Here is a 21,538-nt window from a genome sequence, read left to right as displayed (position 1 = left end):
CTTCAGTGCCACGCGCCGCGGCGGCGGTTGCGCTAGGCTGGCCGCGACAACGCCCACCCGCGTCCGGGCCGGCGGCAGGGAGAATGAGCGCATGGGCCTGGCTTCGGAAGAAAAACGCATCGCGCTGCTGATCGATGCCGACAACGCGCCGGCGGCGAAGATCGAAGTGATTCTGGCCGAGGTGGCGCGCTACGGCGTGGCCAACGTGCGCCGCGCCTACGGCGACTGGAAAAGCCCGAACCTCAAGAGTTGGGAAGCGGTGCTGCACGAGTTCGCGATCCGGCCGATCCAGCAGTTCGCCTACAGCAAGGGTAAGAACGCGTCCGACATGGCGATGGTGATCGACGCGATGGATCTGTTGTATGCGCGCAACCTCGACGGCTTCGCGATCGTCTCCAGTGACGCCGACTTCACCCCGCTGGTGATGCGTCTGCTCACCGACGGGGTCAAGGTCTATGGCTTCGGCGAAAAGAAAACCCCCGAGCCGTTCGTCAACGCGTGTTCGAAGTTCACCTATGTCGAAGGCCTGGGTCAGCCGGCCAGCGAGGACGCGCCGGCCGACGAGGTGGCGACCACGCCGCCGCGCAGCGCCAAGGACCTGCGCGGCGATACCCGTCTGGTGCAGATGCTGCGGCGTGCGACCGATTCGGCCAGTGGCGACGATGGCTGGTCGCGGTTGGCGAGCGTCGGCCAGCAGGTCGGCAACCAGGCCTCGTTCGATCCGCGCAATTACGGGTATCCCAAGCTCAGCGACCTGATCGAGGCGATGGGGCTGTTCGAGATTCGGCGCGATTCGCTCAGCGTGTGGATACGCGACAAGAATAAAAGCGTGATCAAGCCGGTGGCCTCGCCGGTGAAGCCGGTGGCACAGCCTGCGCAGAAAGCCACGCAACAGCCTGCGGCGCAGTCCAAGCCACAGGCCGCGCCGCAACCCAAGAAGCAGTCGAAGCCGCAGCCGCAGAAACAAGCCAAACAAAATCCAAAGCAGCAGCCCAAGCAACAATCCAAGCAACAACCCGCATCCAAGCCGGCCGCGGCCGCGACACCTGCGCCCGCGAAGCCCGCAGGCAAGCCGCAGTCCTGATCCGTATTCGCCGGCAACGTTTGAACACGACGGCAAGATCCATCCGGGCGGGTATCTCGTCGCGCATCGATATACCGCGATCTCTCGATGCGCGGCGCTAACCGACGCGACCGTACGCCGTCGGGGTTCGCATGCAGCCTCAGCCGCTCGTCCTGAGTTTGGTTTGATGTCGAGAACGGTCGCGCCTCGGCGCAGTGGTCGGTCGGGCTGATGCGCGCGTCGGCCGAGCCGCGGGCGCGCATGAAGATCGCCGGGGATCCGGTCACGGCACGGGCGCGAGTGACCGAGTTGACCTGGCGCCGCGATGTCGACCGGCGTGTGGATCGGATGGGCGCGATGGCGAACATGGCGGGCCTGACCGGTGGCGAATCGCATCGGTGTCCGCGTGAGATCACAGAGCCGGCAGTCGCGATCGCGGTGGGCTGTCAGCGATTGATCGATTCGCGCACCGAGCTGTCGCTGCCGGCGGGATTTCCCTGCGATGAAAGCACGGTCTCGTCGGGCACGGGCTTGGGTGGGTGAGGCGGTAGCACGCGCTGGGTCGGTGTTGTCGCGTTGACATCGCGCTCTGTTTTTACGTGCAATGCGTGGAGAAAATATCGGCGCTGAAGAACTTTCATTTCGCCACGTCGGCGTGGTTCACGATTGCGTAGTGTGGCTTGGGCTAAGGTCATCGCCCATCCCCATGGAACTCGAACATGATCGCTCACCCCGTATCGGCCGCTTTGCTCGCACTGTCCTTGCTGATGTCCTCGTCGGTGGCTTCGGCCGCCGACAAGGTCAGCCAGGTGCCGGTGCATTTCGCCAAGGGCCAGAGCGCGACCACGCTCAAAGGTTCGTTCAAGGGCTACGACACCGTCGAGTATCTACTCACCGCCAAGGCCGGCCAGCGGTTGAGCGTGAAGGTGAGCGGCAGCAGCAACGCCAACCTCAACGTGTTTCCGCCGGCCGATTACGTACTGCCTGATCCGCAACAGCTCGCCTTGCCGCTGGAAGGCGACGACACCCGCGGCGCGCGGCTGCCGGCCGATGGCGTGTATCGCATCCAGATGTATCAGCCGCGCGCCAGCGCGCGTCGCGGCGCGGTGGTGAAGTATTCGTTGAAGATCGAGGTGCGTTGAGCTCCGCGCGCATGCAGTCGCTACGTGCGGAATCTGTATTTATCAGGAGCTGAAGTTCTCGCCCGCGACCGCGACACCTCATATACGACGCAAGCGAGATGTCGCGGTCGCAGCTTGCGCCGCTCCTACAGGGAGCAGCGGAGCATCGGCGCAGATCGGCGAGATGATGTGCGGCGACGAGCGCGCGATGCGGGTTTCCGCGGCACGAATCGCCGCAATGAAGCGGTGGCGTCAGTACAGATCGGCTGGATCCACATCCAGCGACCAGCGCACCTTGCGCGCTTCCGGCGCGGCATGGATCGCCGGCAACGCCGCATCGAGCGCGGCGTGCAACGGGCGGCGTTCGGGCGCGGACAGGATCAACTGCGCGCGCAGGTAACCAGCGCGGCGCGGCATCGGCGCGGGCACCGGTCCGTTGACTTCCAGCGACGTGGCCGGATCGGCGGCGTTGCGCGCGCGCGGGCCGGCGACGCGTTCGAACTCGCGCCGCGCCATCGCCAGGAACGCGTTCGCCGCTTCGACTTCCTGCGCCTCGGCGCGGATCAGTGCCATGTGCGCGAATGGTGGAAACCCGGCGGCTTCGCGCTGCGCCAGTTCGACTTCGGCAAACGCCGGATAGCCGCCGGACAGCAGCGTATGCAGCAGTTCGTGATCGGGATGATGGGTCTGCAGCATCACCTCGCCGGGTTTGTCGGCGCGGCCGGCGCGGCCGGCGACCTGGATCAGCAACTGCGCGAGTTTTTCCGGCGCGCGGAAGTCGGCGCTGAACAAGCCTTCGTCGATGCCGACCACCGCGACCAAAGTCAGATTCGGCAGGTCGTGGCCCTTGGCGAGCATCTGGGTGCCGACCAGCACACCCGGCGTCGTGCCGAATTCGCCCAGCATCTGTTCCAGCGCATCGCGCTTCTGGGTGCTGCCGCGATCGATGCGCATGACCGGAAAATCCGGAAACCGCGCGGCCAGCGATTCCTCGATCCGCTCGGTGCCCGCGCCCTGCGATTGCAGGGCTAGCCCGCCGCAATCCGGACACGCGTCCGGCGCCGGCCGGCGAGTACCGCAGTGATGGCATTGCAGGCGCCGGCCGCCGCCGTGCACGGTCATCGGCGTGCCCTTGAGTGGGGTCGAGCAACGCGGGCAGTGCGCGGTCCAGCCGCAGTCGTGGCACAGCAGCACCGGGGCGTAACCGCGCCGGTTCTTGAACACCAGCACCTGGCCGCCGGCGCGCAGTTCGCCGCCGATGCGTTCGATCAGCTCCGGCGACAGGCCGGCTTCGAGCGGGCGCTTGCGCACGTCGAGCACCCGCACCCGCGGCGGCTGCGCCTGGCCGGCGCGGCGCTTGAGTTGCAGATGGCCGTAGCGCCCGGCCTGGGCGTTGCGCAGCGATTCCAGTGACGGCGTGGCGCTGCCGAGCAGCACCGGCACGTCGAGCGCCTTGGCCCGGACCAGGGCGAAATCGCGGGCGTGATAACGGATGCCGTCGAGCTGCTTGAAGCTGCCGTCGTGTTCTTCGTCGATCACGATCAGGCCCGGTTCGCGCAGCGGCAGGAACACCGCCGAGCGGGTGCCGACCGCGACCCGCGCCTGCCCGCGCGCGAACGCGGCCCAGGTGCGGGCGCGTTCGCCGTCGCTCAGGCCCGAGTGCAGCGCATGCACCGGCACGCCGAGGCGGGCGCGGAAGCGGGCCAGGGTCTGCGGGGTCAGGCCGATCTCGGGCACCAGGATCAGCGCCTGCTTGCCGCGCGCCAGGCAGTCGGCGATCGCGTGCAGGTAGATCTCGGTCTTGCCGCTGCCGGTGACCCCGTCGAGCAGGAACGCGGCGAAGCGGCCGCGCGCGGCCAGCACCGAATCGGTGGCCGCCTGCTGTTCGTCGTTGAGCGCCGGGCCGGGTTGCGGCGCCGGCGCGCGCTGCGTGGGCGCCACCGCGATCCGTTCGGCGTGTTCGCGCTTGGCCAGGGCGCGCGCGGCGCTGCGCCAGTCCTCGAGCCGTTCGTCCAGGCGGTCCTCGTCGAGCGTGCCGTGTTCGGCCAGCAGGTCGGAGAGCCGGCGCGGCTTGCCGGCGCGCAGGCGCTCGCGGGCGGTGGCGCCGGCTTCGGTGAGACGCCAGGCCCAGGCATGGGTGTCGGCCAGCGGCTCGCCGTGGCGAAGCGGGCCGGGCAGGGCGGTGGCCAGGACCTCGCCGAGCGGGGCATGGGTGTAGCGGGCCAGCCAGCGCAGCGAGTCGAGCAGCTCGCCGTGCAGCAGCGGCTCGGGGTCGAGCCGGGCGGCGACCGCCTTGAGCGCGGCCGGGTCGGTGCCGGCCTCGGGCGGACCGACTTCGGTCACCACTCCGATCAGTTCGCGGCGCCCGAACGGCACCCTCACCCGGCAGCCGACCGGGTCGCCCGCGGCGTTCGGTCCGGCGGGCGGCAGGTAGTCGAACAGCCGCGGCAACGGCAGCGGCAAAGCGACCCGCCAGACGGTCGACGGCGGTGGAAACAGGGCCTCGGGCATGCCTCAGTCTAGCGAGCTGGAGCGAACGGCGGCAGACGCGTCAGTTGCAGGGCATTGCTCTGGATTAAGTGACAATAATCACGCAAGTGGCCGAGTTCGAAGGGAAAATCTCCTTATCCACACCGCCTGTGGATAAATCTGTGCATGGCGGGTCCGCAGCTATGCGCGAGGGCGTTGAAATAAGCCCTCGGGTTAGGTTGGTGAAAAAATCGCCAGACGCGCCAATCCCTTGCGTATCAAGGCTTTGCTCGTGAAACATCGTTGTAATGCGGGCGCGGCGCGGTCCGAAATTGAGGCGGATGACGGTTCTGTTACTGCTGTGCACAACCGGATTTGGCTGCAAGCCGCGTCCTGCTTCGTGCGAACGCGTCTGCACGGTTTGTCAAGCGGTTTTGTGTGCCGCTCGCATCGCTATGATGCACCGTATGGTGAAGCCGTCCCGATGAGTTCCACGACCCCCGCTACGGGCCCTTCCGCACTGCGTTCGACCGCTCCGGCGGCGCTGTCCGCGTTCCTGCGAGGCGTCGAACGACGCGGCGCGGTGCTGGCCGAATTGCAGGCCGGCGATGCCGCCGCCGGCGACGCCGCGCTGGCCGCGGCGATGGGCGCATTCCGCGCGATCGCCGCCGACGCCGCGCTCAGCGACTGGCCGAGCCGGTTCTGGTCGCTGCTGCTGACCCAGCCCGGCCTGGCCCATCGCACCCCGGTCGCGATCGCGGTCGAGGCCACCGACCGACTGGCCGAACTGGGCAGCGGACCGCGCGCTGCGCTGCTACTGCGGCTGGCCGCCGGGCTCAGCGAAGGCGAGGCCGCGGCCGTGCTCGGGGTCGCCCCGGCGACCTACCGGCTGGCCCTGCAACGCGCCCTGCCGCGGCACGCTGACGGCCGCGCCGACCCGCAGGCCTGGCAGCAATTGCGCGAACAGGTCCACCGCCGGATCAAGACCCTGCCGCCCGAGCGCCTGCAGCGGCTGGCCCAGGCGCGCGAGCTCGCGCTCAGCGGCGGACCCGCGAACGCCGCGCCGGTGTCCGCGCCGGGACGCGCCACCCGGCCGGCGCCGGCGCGCCCGCGCTGGCTGATGCCGTTGCTGTGGACCCTGCTCGCGTTATGCGTGTTGGCCTTCGCGGCCACGTTCTGGCCCGGCGGCGGTCTGGCCGGCGGTTGGCTCGGCGCGCCCGACGGCGTCCAGGTCAGCGCATTGCCGGAGGCGTCCGCGCCGGCCGAGCGCTACGGCCGCGAGGCCGGGCTGATCGCCCACCGCGACTTCGCCCTGCTGGCCGACCCCGAGGCTGAAGCCGCCGCGACCGACGTGGATTTCCGCAGTTGGCTGGCCGCGCGCGACGCCGGCACGATCACGGTCGCCGCCGCGGTGCCGCTCGAAACCCCGGCCGTGCCCGATGCGCCCGCCGCGCCGGGCAGCGAAACCCACTCGTCCGAAACCGACGCCTCGGAGGGCGAATGATGCGTCGTCATGCATCAGTTTCCTCGCGCACCCGATCGCATCGGACGACGCTGGTAGCGGCCGTGTTGGTTCTGGTATCGGTGTTGTGGCCGGCGAGCGCATTGCCACCGGAACTGGACCAGGCCTTGTCGCGCCTGCCGGCCGACGCCCAGGCCCGCCTGCGCGACAACGGCCAGCGTTGGGACGGCTGGAACGAAGACCAACGCCGCGACTTCGGCCGCCGCGCCGCGCAATGGGGCGAGCTCAGCGACGCCCAGCGCGGCGAGCGCCGCGAACGTTTTCAGGCCTGGCAAGCGCTGAGCGCGGACGAACGCGCGCAGCTGCAGGCCGCGGCCGCGCGCTACGCCGCCTTGCCGCCGGAGCAGCAACGGGCCTTGCGCGAACAGTTCGACGCGCTCGATCGCAGCGAGCGCCGTGGCTGGCTGCTCGGTCCCGCGCTCGGCGCGGACTATCCCGCGTTGCAGCCGTTGCTGGCGCAACTGCCGCAGGCCCAGCACGCCGCGCTGTTGAGCGCGCTGCGTGCGTTGACGCCGGCTCAGCGCAAAGACCTCGCGGTGCTGGTGCAGCGCACCGCGCCGCAGGATCGCGAACGTCTGCGCAGTGGTCTGCTCGCCGCGCCGGCGGCGCAGCGTGGCGCGTGGTTGCAGGATGCGTTGCTGCACTAAGATCGCCGCGCCGGGCTTGCCGAAACCAACCAGTCGAAACAAATCCGCCGAACGACCCGACGGGTACGGGTCCGACAAGAGCCACGACATGGATTTCGCCCAGTATCTCGTTCGACTCGAAGCGATTTACAACGAGCACGACGTGCCGTGGTCGACGCAAGCCGGCGCGAGCGAATCCGTGCTCGCCGCGGCCGAGCGCAAGCTCGGATTCGCGCTCGATCCGGGCTTGCGCGCAGCGTGGCGAAGCGGCGACGGATCGGCCGATGAGGTGTCCTTGTTCGTCCGGCCGGACTTTCTGACCAGTTACGAATTCCTGCCGCTCGAGGCCGCGCTCGCCGCGCGCGAGGGCATGCGCAAACGCGCGAAGCAATACGCCGGTTATGCCGATCCGCAGCCGCGCGATCCGCGCATCCAGGCCGGCTGGTTCCACGAGGGCTGGCTGCCGTTCGCGAGCTTCGGCGGCGCGAGCTTGCTGCTGATCCAGGACTACGCGCCGGCGCCGGGCGGCGAGGTCGGGCAGATCATCGCCTACGTGCACGATCCGGATGAAATCGCGTATGTCGCCACGGATTTCGCCGATCTGCTGACCCGATCGCTGCGCGATATCCAGGCCGATCCGGAAGAATTCCTGCAGTTGTTCTGAGGATCGATATCGCCGAAGCCCGTGTAGGAGCGGCGCGAGCTGCGACCGCGGCATTTCGGTTGCGGCGAGGGTTTCGATGCAAGCGAAGTATCGCGGTCGCGGCTTGCGCCGCTCCTACAGGGGCCGCGCTCAGCGTGCGATGGGATGCAGGATTCGCCGCGACGCGCTGAACTTCCCGCCGAAACGGGCCATGCCGTCGGCGCGCAATCGCGGCGCGTGATCGCGCAGGTAGTCGTCCAGCGCGGTCTGGTCGCGCAATCGGTATTGCACGCACAGCGCGCTGCGGCCGGGTTCGGCGACCGGATCGGCGACGACGTGCAGCGTCGCGCCGAGAAACCCGGGCAGGGCGCAGATCTGCGCGATGTGTTCGCGCAGCCAGGCCAGGTAGTCGTCGGCGATGGTGGCGTCGAGGTCGAGGTTGACCTCGTAGATCACGCCCGTCGCCTCGCCGGCATCGTCCGCGCGCGGCGCGCTCACATGCGCACCAGCGCGGCGACCGCCAGCGCGAGCACCACGAAGCTCAGCAGGACGAAGTACAGCGTGCCGATCACCACGTAGCGCACCAGGGTCGGCAGCCAGCCGTTGCCGTACACGCGTTTTTCCATCAGCAGCAGATAGATCGGCATCCATATCCACAGCGCGCTGATGCCAAGTCCGCTGATCCAGGCGAAGCCGCTCCAGTGCGGCGAGATCGCGTTGCCGAGCAGCACCAGCACGAACATCGCCAGGATCGACAGGCACAGGTAGACATGGCTGTACAACGCCACCACCAGATGCTCGAGATAACCGCGGCCCGAACCCAGGTAGGTCAGCTTCAGCAGCAGCGCGAAGATCGGCACCATCAGGAACAGCGCCGACGGCACCGCGGCGATCAGCGAGTGGATGTACAGCCACGGTTCCTTGCTGGCGCGCTTGAAGTTGATTTCGCCGCGGCCGACCTGGCGGTTGAGCCAGTCGTTGGCGAATTGCGGCCACCAGCTCACCGTCAGCGGATTGGTCTTGGCGTCCCAGGCCCGGCCATTGAACGACAACGGGCTGCCGTCGTCGCAATCGGTGTCGCCGTAGCGCTGCGCGTCGAGCGGACGCGGCGGCGCGCCCTGGCTGACGGTGGCGTGTTTGACCTGCAACGCGGCGATGCGGCAACCGGCTTCGGCATTGGTCTTGGCGATTTCGCGATCGATCTTATCGCGCGGCTTGGAACCGGCCGGCGTGGTCGCGCGTTGCGTCTTGAGCGGCGCGATCAGCGCGTCGCGGCGTTGTTCGACTTCGGCCAGGGTCTTGGCCGCGGCGATGCCGTTCGGCGGCAGCAGCGCTTCGGCGGCCTCGCGCGCGCCCTCGGCCTTGCCCTCGGCGATGTCGCTTTCGTCGAGGCTTTGCTCGCCGCGCAGGATCTCGATGCGCAGGTCGGCCTGGCGATGTACGCCTTCGATCGACTTGTCGATGGCGCCGCGGGCCGACGCCGGTATCGCCGCGCGCGCGATCTCCAGTTCCTTGACGGTCTGCAGGCGCAGCGATTCGACTTCGGCGACCGAATTGGCTTTCTTGATCTGCTTCTGCCGGTTGCCCATGCGCACCGTGGTGCCTTGCAGGTCGATGACCTCGAAGCCCTCGGACTTGGATTCATCGAAATGCACGGTGAACTGAGCGACGAAGAAGGTCAGCACCGAGACGATCACGAACAGCCGCAGCGGCGCGACATAGCGCACGCGATGGCCGGCGATGTAGTTCTTGGCGACCCGGCCCGGAGACAGCAGATCGCGCAAAGTCCGGAAAATGCGGCCGTCGAGATGCCAGAACGACTCGAACACTTCCTCCAGCGCATGCCCGGCGTGGCGGATCGGATTGACGACCGACTGGCCGCAGACGTGGCAATAGTGGCCTTGCAGCGGCGCATTGCAGTTTTCGCAATGGCTGGGATGGCCGTGGCCGTCGCCGGGTGCGTGGCCTTGCTCGTGGTCTGGTTCGTGCTCGCCAGCATGGCTGGCGCCTGAAGAAGTGGTTGCGCTCATTGGGAATCGAGAAAAGAGGCTCCCCGGCCTTCACTTTCGAGCGGGTAAGATAGCCGTCCGCCGCGACCCGGCGCCAGCGCCCTAGACCGGATGCGCGGCCGCAGTCGTGCTGTTGGTCCTCTCCCATGTCCGCGTCATCCCCCACCGATTCCCGCCCCGCCGCCCGTTCCGGCCTGGCGGGCGAGATCCGCACCACCTTGATTCTTGCCGCGCCCCTGGTGGCCGGCCACGTGTCCACCGGCCTGATCGGCTTCGTCGACAACACCCTCGCCGGTCACCACAGCACCACCACGCTGGCCTCGGTGACCATCGGCACCGCGCTGTGGTGGCTGCCGATGATGGTGCCGATCGGTACCTTGCTGTCGGTGCCGCCGTCGGTGTCGCAACTCGAAGGCGCTGGCCGCCGCGGCGAAATCGGCGCGCTGTTTCGCCAGGCCCTGTGGATGGCGGTGCTGCTGAGCGTGTTCTTGTTCGCGTTCCTGACTCTGATCCCTTATGCGCTGGGCGCGATGGGCATCGCCCCGGGCATCATTCCCGGCGCGCGCGATTTCCTCCACGGCATTCGCTGGGGCGTGCCGGCGCTGACGCTGTTCTTCTGCATGCGCTATCTCAGCGAGGGCCTGCACTGGACCTTGCCGACGATGCTGCTCAGCGCCGGCGGCCTGCTGATCCTGGCGCCGCTGGGCTATGTGCTGACCTTCGGCAAGTTCGGCCTGCCGGAAATGGGCGCGGGCGGCCTGGGCATCGCCTCGGCGGCGATGCTGTGGGTGCAGGCGATCGGTTTCTTCGTGGTGCTGAGCCGGGCCAAGCGCTTCGCCGACCTGCGCCTGTTCGAGCGCTTCGACAAGCCGCATTGGCCGACCATCCGCGGCCTGCTCGCGACCGGCCTGCCGATCGGCGTGACCGTGCTGATGGAGGGCAGTCTGTTCATCGTCACCGCGCTGCTGATCGGCCGCCTGGGCGAAGTGCCGGCGTCGGCGCACCAGATCGCGATCAACCTGTCGGCGCTGTGTTTCATGGTGCCGATGGGCCTGGCCGAAGCGACCACGGTGCGGGTCGGCCATGCGATGGGCCGGCGCGACTACCTCGGCGTACGCCGGGCCGGTTTCGCTGGGTACGCGATCGTGATCGCCACCCAGTTGTGCTCGGGCATCCTGCTGTTGAGCGCGAACGAGCTGCTGGTGAGTTTCTACACCGCCGACGCCGCGGTCGCGGCCCTGGCCGCGTCGTTGCTGCTGTATTCGGCGATGTTCCAGTTCCCCGACGGCATTCAGGTGCTGTCGGCCGGCGCCCTGCGCGGCCTCAAGGACACCCGCATGCCGATGATCCTGGCCGCGCTGGCCTATTGGGGCGTGGGCATGCCGGTCGGCGCCGGGCTCGGCCTGGGCCTGGGCTGGGGCCCGAAGGGCATGTGGATCGGCCTGATCGCCGGCCTGACCGTGGCCTCGGTGTTGCTGGGCCTGCGTTTCCTGCGTTCCAGTCAGCCCGAGCGGCTGGCGGCGCGGATGGCGACCGAGTCGCCGCATGAGGTCGATCCGCACGAAACCGGATGTACTTGAACGCCGGGATTCGGGATTGGGGATTCGGGATTTGTGAATGCCCAGGACCCTGGCCCTTGCCTTGATTTTGCGAATCCCCCATCTCGAATCTCGAATCCCGGCCCCAGTACGAATGGCGGGTGAAACCGCAACCCGTGCCGGGTTAGTCTGACCCGGTACACATGGAGTCTGTGCAATGAACCAAGTCACCCCAAGTCGCGGGCCGTTGATGCGATTCTTCGTCGGCGTCTGGGACACGATGAATTTCACTCGCCGGTTGATCTTCAACCTGCTGTTCTTCGGCTTCCTGTTGCTGTTTCTCGCCATGCTGTTGTTCAGCGGCGGCGGCGCCAAGCCGTTGCAGGAGCGCACCACCCTGGTGATCGCGCCGGAAGGTAATCTGGTCGAGCAGTACAGCTCCGACCCGGCCTCGCGCGCGCTCAGCCGCGCGTTCGGCGACAAGAACCCGGAAGTGCAGCTGCGCGACGTGATCCGCGCGCTGGACGCGGCCAAGGACGACAAGCGCATCGAGCGCGTCGTGCTGCGTCTGGACAAGCTGCAGGCGGCCGGCATGGCGTCGCTGCGCGAAGTCGCCGCGGCGGTGGCGCGGGTGCGCGCGAGCAAGAAGGAAGTCATCACCTTCGCCGAGACCATGGATCAGAAGCAGTATCTGGTCGCTTCGCAATCCAGCGAAATCTTCCTCGATCCGATGGGCGGGTTGATGCTCGAGGGCTTGGGCCGTTATCGCCAGTACTACCGCGAAGGCTTGCAAGACAAGCTCGGCGTGGACGTGCATCTGTTCCGCGTCGGCGAGTTCAAGTCGGCGGCCGAGCCGTACATCCTCGACGCCGCGTCGGAAGAGTCCAAGACCGCCGATCTGTTCTGGATGAACGACCTGTGGTCGCGCTATCTCGACGACGTGGCCAAGGCGCGCAAGCTCAAGGCCGCCGACCTGACCGCCGCGATCGACGAACTGCCGCAGCGCCTGGACGCGGTCCAGGGCGACCTGGGCAAGTACGCGATGCAGCTCAAGCTGATCGATGGTTTGAAGACGCGCGAAGAAGTCGACACCCTGCTGACCAAGCGCGGCGCGGCCGATGCCGACGCCGAGGGCGGTTTCCGCCAGATTTCGTTCGACGCCTACATCGCCGGCATGGACCGCATGGTCAATCCCGCCGATCAGCGTCCGCAGGTCGCGATCGTGGTCGCCGAGGGCGAAATCGCCGGCGGCGAGCAGCCTCCCGGTTCGGTCGGCGGCGTCAGCACTGCGGCGCTGTTGCGCGACGCGCGCGACGACGAGCACGTCAAGGCGGTGGTGCTGCGGGTGGATTCGCCCGGCGGCGAAGTGTTCGCCTCCGAGCAGATCCGTCGCGAGATCGTCGCGCTGAAGGCCGCCGGCAAGCCGGTGGTGGTGTCGATGGGCGATCTGGCCGCGTCGGGCGGTTACTGGATCTCGATGAACGCCGACAAGATCTACGCCGACGCCTCGACCATCACCGGTTCGATCGGCATCTTCGGCATGATCCCGACCGTGCCGCGCGCGCTGGAAAAGATCGGCGTGCATACCGACGGCGTGGGCACCACCCGTTTCGCCGGTTCCTTCGACATCACCCGGCCGCTGGCGCCGGAAGTCGGTCAGGTCATTCAGACCGTGATCAACAAGGGCTATGCCGATTTCACCGGCCGCGTCGCCAACGCGCGCAAGAAGCCGGTGGCCGAGATCGACGCGATCGCGCGCGGTCGCGTGTGGAGCGGCGCGCAGGCCAAGGAACGCGGTCTGGTCGACGCGCTGGGCGGCCTGCCCGATGCGATCACCGATGTCGCCGCGCGCGCCAAGCTCGGCAAGGCCGGCGAGTACCGCGTGCGTTACGTCGAGAAGATGCCGACTCCGTTCGAGCGTTTCTTCGCCGGCATCGCCCAGAGCCAGGCCGGCAGCGCGCTGCTGGGCCGTTCCGACCTCGCCCGCGGCCTGCTGGCCAAGGCGTTGCCGCAGACCGCGTCGGACCTGCGTTTCCTGGAAAGCTCGATCAAGCCGACCAGCGGCGTGCCGGTGAAGTCGCTGGCGTATTGCTTCTGCGAGCTGTAACGCGCCTCCCGTAACCCGGCAGAGCGCCACGATCCGCTCCCTCTCCCGCTGGCGGGAGAGGGCTGGGGTGAGGGCCACAGCCGCGACGAGTCACCAGCCAACGGGCCGCATCGCGGCCCGTTGTCGTTTCACAAGCAAAAGGCCACTGCGGGCGCCGAGCCCCAATCGTTGCGGGCGCGTTGGCGCGCGGCCCGATATGGCTTGAGCGCGGCAGCTCTTGGGGAAGGGGCTTCAGCCCCGACGCCTTTCGTTCCGATCGCGACGAACCATCCGCGCGAACCGACACAAGAGCGTCGGGGCTGAAGCGCCACCCGTAAAAGTAACGAGGCAACGAAAAGTATTCGGGCAACGACGTCGACGACGGCAACGTCGTGACCGGGCCGGGCCGCATCGCAGTCCGGCATTGCACCGCGATCACTCAGCCGCCAGCGGCATCGATCGCGTCGCGGGTCTGCTGGGCGCCCTGATCGACCGCGCCCTCGACCGACTTGGCCTGCTCGATCGGTTGTTGGATCGCGTCGCGCATCTGCGTCGCCTGCGGGTCCACCGGCCGCTCTTTTTCCGGCGGCTCGGGCTTGGAGCATGCGCCCAGCGCGCACAGCAGGGCGGCGCAGGCGAAGGTCGATACGATACGGCGTGGTTTCATCGCGGCATCCTCGGTCGGTCCGGCCGTTATGCTACGCCGGTCGCGCGCGCAGCGCGGCGATCCACCGCACACCCGGAGACAAGCCATGGACCCCAAGCGCTGGCGACTGGACGGACAGCTCGCATTGGTCACCGGCGGCAGCGCCGGCATCGGCCGCGCGATCGCGCGCGAACTGCTCGGCTTCGGCGCCGACGTGCTGCTGGCCGCGCGCGACGCGACCGCGCTGGACGCGGCGCGCGCCGAACTGCTCGAAGACTTCCCCGACCGCGATATCCACGGCTTCGTCGCCGACGTCGCCGACGACGAACAGCGGCGCGAACTGCTGGACTGGGTCGAGGACTTCGGCGAAGGCCTGCACATCCTGGTCAACAACGCCGGCGGCAACCTGAGCAAGCCGACCAACGACTACACCGAGGACGAGTGGCGGCAGATCTTCGAGATCAACGTGTTCTCGGCGTTCGAACTGTCGCGCTACGCGCATGCATTGCTGACCCGCCATGCCGCGTCGAGCATCGTCAACGTCGGCAGCGTGTCGGGCAACCTGCACGTGCGCACCGGCTCGCCGTACGGCATGAGCAAGGCGGCGATGCACCAGATGACCCGCAACCTCGCGGTGGAATGGGCCGAGGACGGCGTGCGCGTCAACGCGGTCGCGCCGTGGTACATCCGCACCCGCCGCACCTCCGACAAACTCGCCGATCCGGATTATCTCGACGAAGTGCTGCTGCGCACGCCGGCCGGCCGCATCGGCGAACCCGAGGAAGTCGCCGCGGCGGTCGCGTTTTTGTGTCTGCCGGCGGCGGGCTACATCACCGGCGAATGCATCGCGGTGGATGGCGGGTTTCAGCGTTACGGATTCTGAGAACATCGCCATGCCCGCTCGCGACAAAGCGCCGGTTGTCATCGATATGCGAAAGTCGGGTTCCGGCTGGACCTTGTTCGGCGTGGTCTTGCTGGCGATGGGAATCCGGACGATGCTGGACCCGTTCGTGCCGTCGCTGGAGGCGGCCTGGCTGGGCCCGGTGATGGTGCTATTGGCCGCGGCGGTGGCCCTGGGTGTGATCGTGCTGCTATACGGTTGGCCGCTGTCGCTGGCCTCGTCGTCCGACCGGCGCCATGGCGGCGCAATCCAGGTGCTGCTGTGCGTGGCGTGTTTCTTCATCGCACACAGCGCGTTGCGCTTCGGGTTGCCGATACTGCTGCACCATCTGGCCGGCCCGCGTCCGGCGACCCAGATCGAAGCGGTGCGCGTGCGCGAATCGAGTTTCCGCGGTTGCCGCACCTCGGCCGTGCTGCCCGGCGACGGCTTTCTGCTGCGTCGTCGCCTGTGCACGATTCCGCCCAACACCTTCGGCGCCTTGCGCCACAGCGAACGCATCGAGCTGCGCGGCAAGCGCTCGTACTTCGGTATCTCGGTCGAGGGTTACGACGCCGCGCCGCGCGCATCGCGTTGATAGAGGCGAGCGACGCTTGCTCGCGTCACGGCGTGTCGGCGACAGGAACCGCGCGATACGAACGCACGGCGATACCGAAATACGACACCGAGCCGACGATTTCGATGCGGCCGGCGTCGCTCACTTCGTCATGCAGCAACACCGGGATGGCGCACAGCCGGCGGCGCATCAACATCGAATCGCCGGGCAGCACGGCCATCCGCCGGCAGCCGCGCATGCGCGATGTCTGCGTGCGGACCGGCTCGATCACGCTCGTCTCGACCGGGCCTGCCAGCCGATGCAGCAACGGCGGAACCAGACCGGTCAGCATGGCATTGAGGGCCAGCAGTACGAATGCGCTCAGTATCGCGCTGCCGCCGGAAGGCTGGAATCGAACGATCAGCTCGGATGGATCGATGGTGTCCGTCGCCAGCGCGCGTTGTCGTCGCCGTAGCGCGATGAAAGCGAATACCGCGCCGCTCGCCGCGACCGTGTTCAACAGCAGCTTGAGCCACAGGATGTCGGGCGAAGGCAGGAACTTGCCCGTTGTCGCCGTGGACGCCATCGCGATCGCGACGGACACGGCGATGGCGGCGACGATCCAGACGATGAGGCGGCGATCGAAGCGACGCGAACGTGGTGGATTCGGTTCCGGCATGGCGTTATCCGCGCGTCGGCGATACCCGACTATGCGACGCGCCCGGCGCCGCGGCAAATGCGCGGGCGAACGGTCCGGGCGATAGGCGCGCGCCGCGACCGCTCAGGCCGCGGTCCATCCGAGGGCCATACAAAACCATGCAAGCGATTGAGCACGAAGCGCGATCGACGCCGCGGGCGACGCGGTGTGCCGAGACGTGCGCGTTGTCGCGCCGCGGTTTATTTCTTGCCGCAGGTGCTCTCGGTCACGATCCGCTGGATTCGCGCGACCTCGGCGGCCGACGCATCCTTGCTGTCGCTGCGGCCGAAACGCAGCGCCGATTGCGCTTCGCGCAGGCGCTGCTTCCAGTTTTCGCACAAGGCTTCGTCGGGCAGGCGCTGACATTGGTCGGTGACCATCTGGCAGGCGACGCCGACCCCGGGGCTGGTGTTGCCGCCCAGGCCGGTGGTCTGCAGTTGCGCGCAACGCTGCGGCGGATTGCCGTCGTCGTTGAGGTAGCGGCCGTTGTCGTAGGTGCGGCATTCGAACAGCACCGGCGGCGGCAGCCGGTCGGCGTCGGCGATCTGCGGGCCGGCCGGCACGGGCGGGCCTTGCTTGATCGCGGCGGGCGTTTTCACCGACGGCAGTTGCGAGGACACCGGCGGGTGCGGTGGCGGCGCGTTGGCCGGCGCGTACGGCGCCACCGGCGAGCCGATGAAGGTCGGCGGCGCGGACGAGGTCGACACGCCTTCGAGCACGCGTTTTTCCTGCTGCTGGCCCTTCGGGCACGGCGTGTTGTTCTGCACCGTCAACTGGCCCAGTGCATCGGTGCAGCGGTAGATGACCACCTTGCCGCCTTGCGCGTGCGTGCCGGCGCTGGCCAGCAACAAAACCGACAACCACCACACACGCATCAGTAAGCTCCGCAATCGGCGTTCATTCGCGCATCGATGATGCGCTGTTCCCGGGTGATCTGTTCGCGCTCGCTCTGCAGCGCGCTGTTGTAGCGGCGATCGCCCTGGTAGCGGTTGTCGCGCAGGCGCGAACACACTTCTTCCTGGGGCAGTTGCTCGCATTCGTCGCGGATCAACTGGCTGCCGTAGTACACGCCGGAGCCGTAGTTGTAGCCGCCGGAATAATACCCGCCCGAATAGGCAGTGGTCGCATAACTCACATTGCCGTGGCGGCCGTTGGCGGCCACCGCGATGCCCGCCGAGCCGATGCCCATCGAGCGGGAGCTCGTGGAATTGAGCACGGCGGACGGGTCGCCCAGGCGCGGCCGGGGCGCGCCGATGCGGCCGCCGAGTGAGGTGTGGTTGCCGTTGTAGACCGGCACGCCGTAGCCCAGGTCGACGATCGGCACCATGCGCGGATTGCCGTCGCCGTTGCTGCTGGTGTAGCTGCTGCCGTCCGGGCGCACGCAGTCGAACATCGGTTGCGGGTTGCGCACCACCAGCACGCGCGGCCTGCTGTCGATGCCCGGGCGCGAGGCCGGGGCCGGCGCGGCCGAGGCTTCGATCGTCCGCGGCGGCGGGTCGACCGGGCGGGCCATGCTCAGGGTCTGCTGACGCTGGCCCTGGGCGCAGGGCGTGTCGCGCAGGCTGAGCTGACCGCGATCGTCGGTGCAGCGATAGATGAGCACCTCGGCGGCCTGCGCCGTGCCCAGCGATGCGCCGGTAGACAGCAGGGCGGCCAGGACCAGGCTTCGACGGCGGGCGTGGATGGCGTTCATGCACGCATCTTGCGCCTCGCCTGCGTTACGGGGAAGTCGAATCCGGTCGCCGATCGCTGGCGTTGAGGGCGGGTTTAGCGAAGCGCGGCGCGGCGACGGCCGGTTCAACGACGCCAAACCAGCACCAGCACGCCACCGCCGACCATCAGCAGCCCCAGCCACTCGCGCGCGCTGGGCCGCTCGCCCAGGAACGTCACCGCGAACAGCGCGGCCAGGACCACGCTGAGCTTGTCGACCGGCACCACCTGGGCCACGTCGCCGAGTTTCAGCGCGCGGTAGTAGCAAAGCCATGAGGCGCCGGTGGCCAGCCCGGACAGGATCAGGAACAGCAGCGAACGCGACGGCAATGTGCGCGGATCGACCCATTGCCCGCTCAGCGGCACCAGCAGCGCTAGGGCGATCACGATCACCACGGTGCGGACCAGGGTCGCGTAGTCGGCGCTCACGCCCTGCACGCCGACCTTGGCCAGCACCGCGGTCATGGCCGCGAACACGGCCGACAACAGCGCCCACAGCGCCCAGGCGGGGAACGGGTTGATGGCGGCGTTCATGGCGGGACCTCGGACCAAGGGCGGGATCGCGCGAGCATAGTCGCGGCCGTGTCGGACCCCGGTCGTCAGCCCCGCAGCACCTCGCCGGTCGCGGCGACGCGGATCGGGGTCGGCGCGGACAGGCCGCCGGTTTCGCCGACGCACACGCCATCGGCGAGCGCGAGCAGGGCGCGGTCGAGCTGGTCGCGCTGGAACGCCGGCGGCTGGCCGGCAAGGTTGGCGCTGGTGGAGACGAGCGGGCGGCCGAGCGCCTGGCACAGCGCGCGTGCCTGCGGATGCGCGGTGACGCGCACGGCGACGCTGTCGTGGCTGCCGCGGATCCAGGCGGGGACCGCGTCGGTGGCGGGCACCGCCCAGGTGTTCGGTCCGGGCCAGCTGGCGCGCACCGTCTCGGCGCGCTCGACCGGCAGTGCCGGCCAGTCGATCAGGCCGTCGAACTGCTCAACCGAGGCGGCGATCAGGATCACCCCCTTATCCACCGGCCGCTGCTTGATCGCCAGCAGGCGCAGCACCGCGGTCTGGTCGAACGGATCGCAGCCGATCCCCCATACCGCTTCGGTCGGATAGACGACGACGCCGCCGCGGATGAGCGCGGCGGCGGCGTGTTCGAGGCTCAGCTCAGGCATGCGGGTCAGGCGCGGGGGCGATGGCGCAGTGTCGCATGGCGATTGCGGCGTCGGGATCGACCCGTTGAGGCCCGTGCCGGGCCCGGTTCGAACTCGGTACGGCGGAGCTCAGTACGGCACCCAGGCGTCCTTCCAGGCATAGCCGGTGCCGGGGCGGTAGGCGTCGGCGTTGATGTTGCACCAGCCGCCTTCGGGGAACGGCCGGCAGCCGTAGCGCTTGCCGTCGCTGCCCTTGACCACGGTGACGCCGGGCAGGTAGCGGCCGATACCGTCGGGGTAGACGTAGTCGTAACCCGACGGCGTGCCCGGATTCGGATTTGGATTGGGTGCGGGTTGCCGGATGTCGAGTTGATGGCGACGACCGCTTCCGTTGAGGAACACGCGGTTGGCGCTGGCCGAAGGCTGCGGGGTGATCACGCCGTTGCTGAGCACGCCGATGCGGGCGTGGCGGGCGGTCGCGTTGACCTGCCGGCCCAGACGCAGCGGCCAGGCGGTCGCCGCGGTTTCGCCGGCCTTGAGCGTGACCTCGATGCGCTCGGCGTCGTTGCCGTTGGCTGCGAACACCCGCAGGCTCACGCTGGTTCCGACAGGCAGCGCGGTGTGTGCGCTCAATGCGCCAGCGTCGGTCCAGCTCGTCGGCGAGGGCGGCGTGCCCGCACCAGAAAACGCCACGTCCATGCAGGTGTAGAACGCCTCGGTCGAATCCGAGCGTTGCCAGGTGTTGTAGATCACATGGCGGCCGCTGCGCTTGGGCAGCGGACAGTTCAAGTGGTAGTTGCCGTCGGCGGCGAGCGCGGTATTGCCGACCGTGCAGAACGCGTCCAGGTCGGCCCAGCGCAGCGGTTGGTTGGGGTTCCAGCCGTCGCGGGTGACATAGAACGTCCACTCGCGGGTGGCATGCGGCGCGGTGCCCTTGAACAGGAATTCGTAGCGGCCGTTGGCGTCGGCGGCGATCGGCTGCGCCTGCCAGTCGGCGCGGGCGAGGTTCAGGCCGTCGAAGGTGGGATTGCCGCCGCTGCACAGCTTGCCGTCGGCGACCACGGCGCGATGGTTACCGTTGGCGGTGGCCTGATTGATGCTCATCCAGTCGTAGAACATCGCCGAGCCCGACACCTGATGCGCGGCGGCGCAGGCCGGGTCGGTCGGGTTTTCGCGGTTGCCGTCGGCGCAGGCGACGACGCGGCTCTTGGGTTTGATCATCGAGCCGTGGGCGTGAACGTGCGCGACCGGCAATGCGGTCAGCACGGCGAGGGCGAGAAGGGCGGACCGTATCGGGGGAAACGGAGTCATGAGCATTCCTGGAATGGCGTCCGGGGGCATCCGGACAAGCCAGCGTAGGCACGCTCAGCGCGAGCACAATCAGACAAGTACGCATTGTGCGTGCTTGCCGAATGCCGCCGACTGCAGGGCCAGGCAGCAATGCTCCGTTCGACGGCACCGATCGATGTGGTCGACGGCGAACTCGCGGAATCGACGACGAACGCGGGTATGACGATCAAGATCGACATGCCCGCGAACCAGTTTCACCCACTCGGCGTTGCAAGACGGCAAGCCGCCTCGCAACGCCGATGGGTCTTCAGCGCGATCTCAGTGATCGTGATGCGCGTGCTCATCAGTGAACGGCTTGGCCGATGCGGGCAGGCGCACGTCGAAGGCATAGGAACGATTGCCGCTGAGGTACACGCGATTGCCCGGGCCGTCCTTCGCCTGCACTTGGCCGCCACGTTGCTCGCCGATGCGGGCGAATTTGGCGCGCGCGTTGACCTGTTCGGCGACCCGCCGCGGCCACGCGACGATCGAGGTTTCGCCCTCGCGCAGCACGGTTTCGATCTTCTCCGCGTCGCTGCCGTCGGGGTTGAACACGCGCAGGGTCACCGCGGTGCCGACCGGATAGTCGTTGACCACGTTGACGTTGCCCGACTCGCGCCACGGCGACTTCGCGTCCGCGACCGAGTTGGTGAAGTTGACGTCCATGCAGGTGTAGAACGCTTCGGTCGAATCCGAGCGCTGCCACGCGTTGTAGATCACGTGGCGGCCGGTGCGCGCCGGCAGGGTGCAGGTGATGTGGTAGTTGTTGCCGCTCGACAGCGGCACCGGACCGGTCTTGCAGAACTGCTGCAGGTCGTTCCAGCGCAGCGGCGTGTTCGGGTTCCAGCCCTGCGGGGTGACGAAGAAGGTCCAGTCCTTGGTCGCGTGCGGCGCGGTCGCGTAGAAGGTGAAGGTGTAGCTCGATCCCGAACGCACGTTGCTGGTCTGCCAGTCGCTGCGGATCACATCCAGGCCGCGGAAGGTCGGGTTGTTGCCGCTGCACTGCTTGCCGTCGGGCACCACGGCGCGATGGTTGCTGTTGGCGTTGGCCTGGTTGATGCCGTTCCAGTCGTAGAACAGCTGCGAGCCGGCGACCGCCCAGGCGGCGCGGCAGGCCGGATCGGCGGGATTCTCTTTATTGCCCAGATAGCACTTGTAGATCCGGCTTTGCGGATTGACGAAGGTGCCGTGGGCGAAGGCCGAAGACACCGGCAGGGCGGCCGCGCACAAAGCGACGGCGGCGGAGAGCAGGGAAATACGAGTGGCGCGGGTCATGACGACTCCTGTCGATGGGATAGGTGAAAGACACCCCCCAGGGAACAGGTCTTCGTGCTGGTCGTGATGCGCGCGCGATTTGGATCGCGTCTGAGTCGGGCTTCGGTCCATGGACCGGCCCGCGATGTGGGGCCGATCCTAGTGGCCGGGGCAGGCTGAATCTGTGCGAGCGGTCGCTGGCGGCGACATGCGCGGGCGTGTGGTCGCGGCGGCGATGCGAAAGCGGAAGCGG

20 protein-coding genes and 1 pseudogene are annotated in these 21,538 nt (G+C 68.3%); 10 read left to right on the top strand and 11 right to left on the bottom strand.

The window, feature by feature from the left end; genetic code table 11:
- Window positions 1-91: 91 nt before the first annotated feature.
- The 3 genes and pseudogenes from ASD86_RS03660 to ASD86_RS03650 all read left to right on the top strand — a co-directional run.
- Window positions 92-817: pseudogene (locus ASD86_RS03660) on the top strand (NYN domain-containing protein); the annotation flags it as partial.
- Window positions 818-1,324: 507 nt separating this feature from the next.
- Window positions 1,325-1,606 (top strand): hypothetical protein, encoded by a 282-nt coding sequence (locus tag ASD86_RS03655; RefSeq protein ID WP_157476085.1) that lies wholly within the window; start codon window positions 1,325-1,327, stop codon window positions 1,604-1,606.
- 176 nt (window positions 1,607-1,782) lie between these two features.
- The gene (locus tag ASD86_RS03650; RefSeq protein WP_056106868.1) at window positions 1,783-2,205 is read left to right on the top strand and encodes a hypothetical protein; all 423 of its coding nucleotides are present in this window, start codon (window positions 1,783-1,785) and stop codon (window positions 2,203-2,205) included.
- 231 nt (window positions 2,206-2,436) lie between these two features.
- Here ASD86_RS03650 and ASD86_RS03645 read toward each other — a convergent pair whose 3' ends face one another.
- Window positions 2,437-4,695, bottom strand: a complete 2,259-nt coding sequence (locus ASD86_RS03645) for a primosomal protein N' (protein WP_056106867.1) — start codon at window positions 4,693-4,695, stop codon at window positions 2,437-2,439.
- Between the two features lie 442 nt (window positions 4,696-5,137).
- Between ASD86_RS03645 and ASD86_RS03640 the strand changes: the two genes are divergently transcribed.
- The 3 genes from ASD86_RS03640 (at window position 5,138) to ASD86_RS03630 (ending at window position 7,465) form a co-directional block, all read left to right on the top strand.
- Window positions 5,138-6,157 (top strand): sigma factor-like helix-turn-helix DNA-binding protein, encoded by a 1,020-nt coding sequence (locus ASD86_RS03640; protein WP_056106865.1) that lies wholly within the window; start codon window positions 5,138-5,140, stop codon window positions 6,155-6,157.
- Window positions 6,158-6,219: 62 nt separating this feature from the next.
- Window positions 6,220-6,822: a DUF3106 domain-containing protein gene (locus ASD86_RS03635; RefSeq protein WP_056106862.1), complete on the top strand. Its 603-nt coding sequence runs from the start codon at window positions 6,220-6,222 to the stop codon at window positions 6,820-6,822.
- 88 nt (window positions 6,823-6,910) lie between these two features.
- Window positions 6,911-7,465 carry an SMI1/KNR4 family protein gene (locus tag ASD86_RS03630; RefSeq protein WP_056106860.1) on the top strand — a complete coding sequence of 185 codons (555 nt, stop codon included), beginning with the start codon at window positions 6,911-6,913 and terminating at the stop codon, window positions 7,463-7,465.
- A gap of 129 nt (window positions 7,466-7,594) precedes the next feature.
- Here the strand turns inward: ASD86_RS03630 and ASD86_RS03625 are convergent, their stop codons facing one another.
- Both ASD86_RS03625 and ASD86_RS03620 read right to left on the bottom strand, forming a co-directional pair.
- Window positions 7,595-7,942 carry a DUF4286 family protein gene (locus ASD86_RS03625; protein WP_056106858.1) on the bottom strand — a complete coding sequence of 116 codons (348 nt, stop codon included), beginning with the start codon at window positions 7,940-7,942 and terminating at the stop codon, window positions 7,595-7,597.
- Window positions 7,939-9,474, bottom strand: coding sequence for a DUF3667 domain-containing protein (locus ASD86_RS03620; protein WP_082578012.1), 1,536 nt, complete (start codon window positions 9,472-9,474; stop codon window positions 7,939-7,941). Before ASD86_RS03620 ends, ASD86_RS03625 begins: the two co-directional genes overlap by 4 nt.
- Window positions 9,475-9,599: 125 nt before the next feature.
- On the opposite strand from ASD86_RS03620, the gene ASD86_RS03615 reads away from it, so the two are divergent.
- Window positions 9,600-11,033: an MATE family efflux transporter gene (locus tag ASD86_RS03615; RefSeq protein WP_056106854.1), complete on the top strand. Its 1,434-nt coding sequence runs from the start codon at window positions 9,600-9,602 to the stop codon at window positions 11,031-11,033.
- Window positions 11,034-11,208: 175 nt separating this feature from the next.
- A complete protein-coding gene (gene sppA / locus ASD86_RS03610) occupies window positions 11,209-13,098 on the top strand; it encodes a signal peptide peptidase SppA (RefSeq protein WP_056106852.1) in 1,890 nt (629 codons plus the stop codon).
- 418 nt (window positions 13,099-13,516) lie between these two features.
- On the opposite strand, the gene ASD86_RS03605 is transcribed toward sppA, so the two are convergent.
- Window positions 13,517-13,744, bottom strand: a complete 228-nt coding sequence (locus ASD86_RS03605; protein WP_056106850.1) for a hypothetical protein — start codon at window positions 13,742-13,744, stop codon at window positions 13,517-13,519.
- Window positions 13,745-13,829: 85 nt separating this feature from the next.
- On the opposite strand from ASD86_RS03605, the gene ASD86_RS03600 reads away from it, so the two are divergent.
- Window positions 13,830-14,606 (top strand): SDR family oxidoreductase, encoded by a 777-nt coding sequence (locus ASD86_RS03600; protein ID WP_056106848.1) that lies wholly within the window; start codon window positions 13,830-13,832, stop codon window positions 14,604-14,606.
- 46 nt (window positions 14,607-14,652) lie between these two features.
- The gene (locus ASD86_RS03595) at window positions 14,653-15,198 is read left to right on the top strand and encodes a hypothetical protein (RefSeq protein ID WP_157476081.1); all 546 of its coding nucleotides are present in this window, start codon (window positions 14,653-14,655) and stop codon (window positions 15,196-15,198) included.
- Between the two features lie 25 nt (window positions 15,199-15,223).
- Here ASD86_RS03595 and ASD86_RS03590 read toward each other — a convergent pair whose 3' ends face one another.
- The 7 genes from ASD86_RS03590 to ASD86_RS03560 form a co-directional block, all read right to left on the bottom strand.
- Complete coding sequence (locus ASD86_RS03590) at window positions 15,224-15,892, bottom strand: hypothetical protein (RefSeq protein ID WP_157476079.1); 669 nt, start codon at window positions 15,890-15,892, stop codon at window positions 15,224-15,226.
- 161 nt (window positions 15,893-16,053) lie between these two features.
- Complete coding sequence (locus tag ASD86_RS03585) at window positions 16,054-16,728, bottom strand: DUF4124 domain-containing protein (protein WP_056106843.1); 675 nt, start codon at window positions 16,726-16,728, stop codon at window positions 16,054-16,056.
- Window positions 16,728-17,546, bottom strand: a complete 819-nt coding sequence (locus ASD86_RS03580) for a DUF4124 domain-containing protein (RefSeq protein WP_056106841.1) — start codon at window positions 17,544-17,546, stop codon at window positions 16,728-16,730. Before ASD86_RS03580 ends, ASD86_RS03585 begins: the two co-directional genes overlap by 1 nt.
- 104 nt (window positions 17,547-17,650) lie before the next feature.
- Window positions 17,651-18,097: an EamA family transporter gene (locus tag ASD86_RS03575; protein WP_056106839.1), complete on the bottom strand. Its 447-nt coding sequence runs from the start codon at window positions 18,095-18,097 to the stop codon at window positions 17,651-17,653.
- Window positions 18,098-18,162: 65 nt separating this feature from the next.
- Complete coding sequence (locus ASD86_RS03570; RefSeq protein ID WP_056106838.1) at window positions 18,163-18,723, bottom strand: Sua5/YciO/YrdC/YwlC family protein; 561 nt, start codon at window positions 18,721-18,723, stop codon at window positions 18,163-18,165.
- 108 nt (window positions 18,724-18,831) lie between these two features.
- On the bottom strand, window positions 18,832-19,923 hold the full coding sequence (locus ASD86_RS03565; protein WP_235567661.1) for a lytic polysaccharide monooxygenase: 1,092 nt from the start codon (window positions 19,921-19,923) through the stop codon (window positions 18,832-18,834).
- 387 nt (window positions 19,924-20,310) lie between these two features.
- On the bottom strand, window positions 20,311-21,306 hold the full coding sequence (locus tag ASD86_RS03560; RefSeq protein WP_056106837.1) for a lytic polysaccharide monooxygenase: 996 nt from the start codon (window positions 21,304-21,306) through the stop codon (window positions 20,311-20,313).
- Between the last annotated feature and the right edge of the window lie 232 nt (window positions 21,307-21,538).

The sequence above is a fragment of the Lysobacter sp. Root690 genome (assembly GCF_001427785.1).
GTDB lineage: Bacteria > Pseudomonadota > Gammaproteobacteria > Xanthomonadales > Xanthomonadaceae > Lysobacter.
This window is presented reverse-complemented; position numbering and strand designations above follow the sequence as displayed.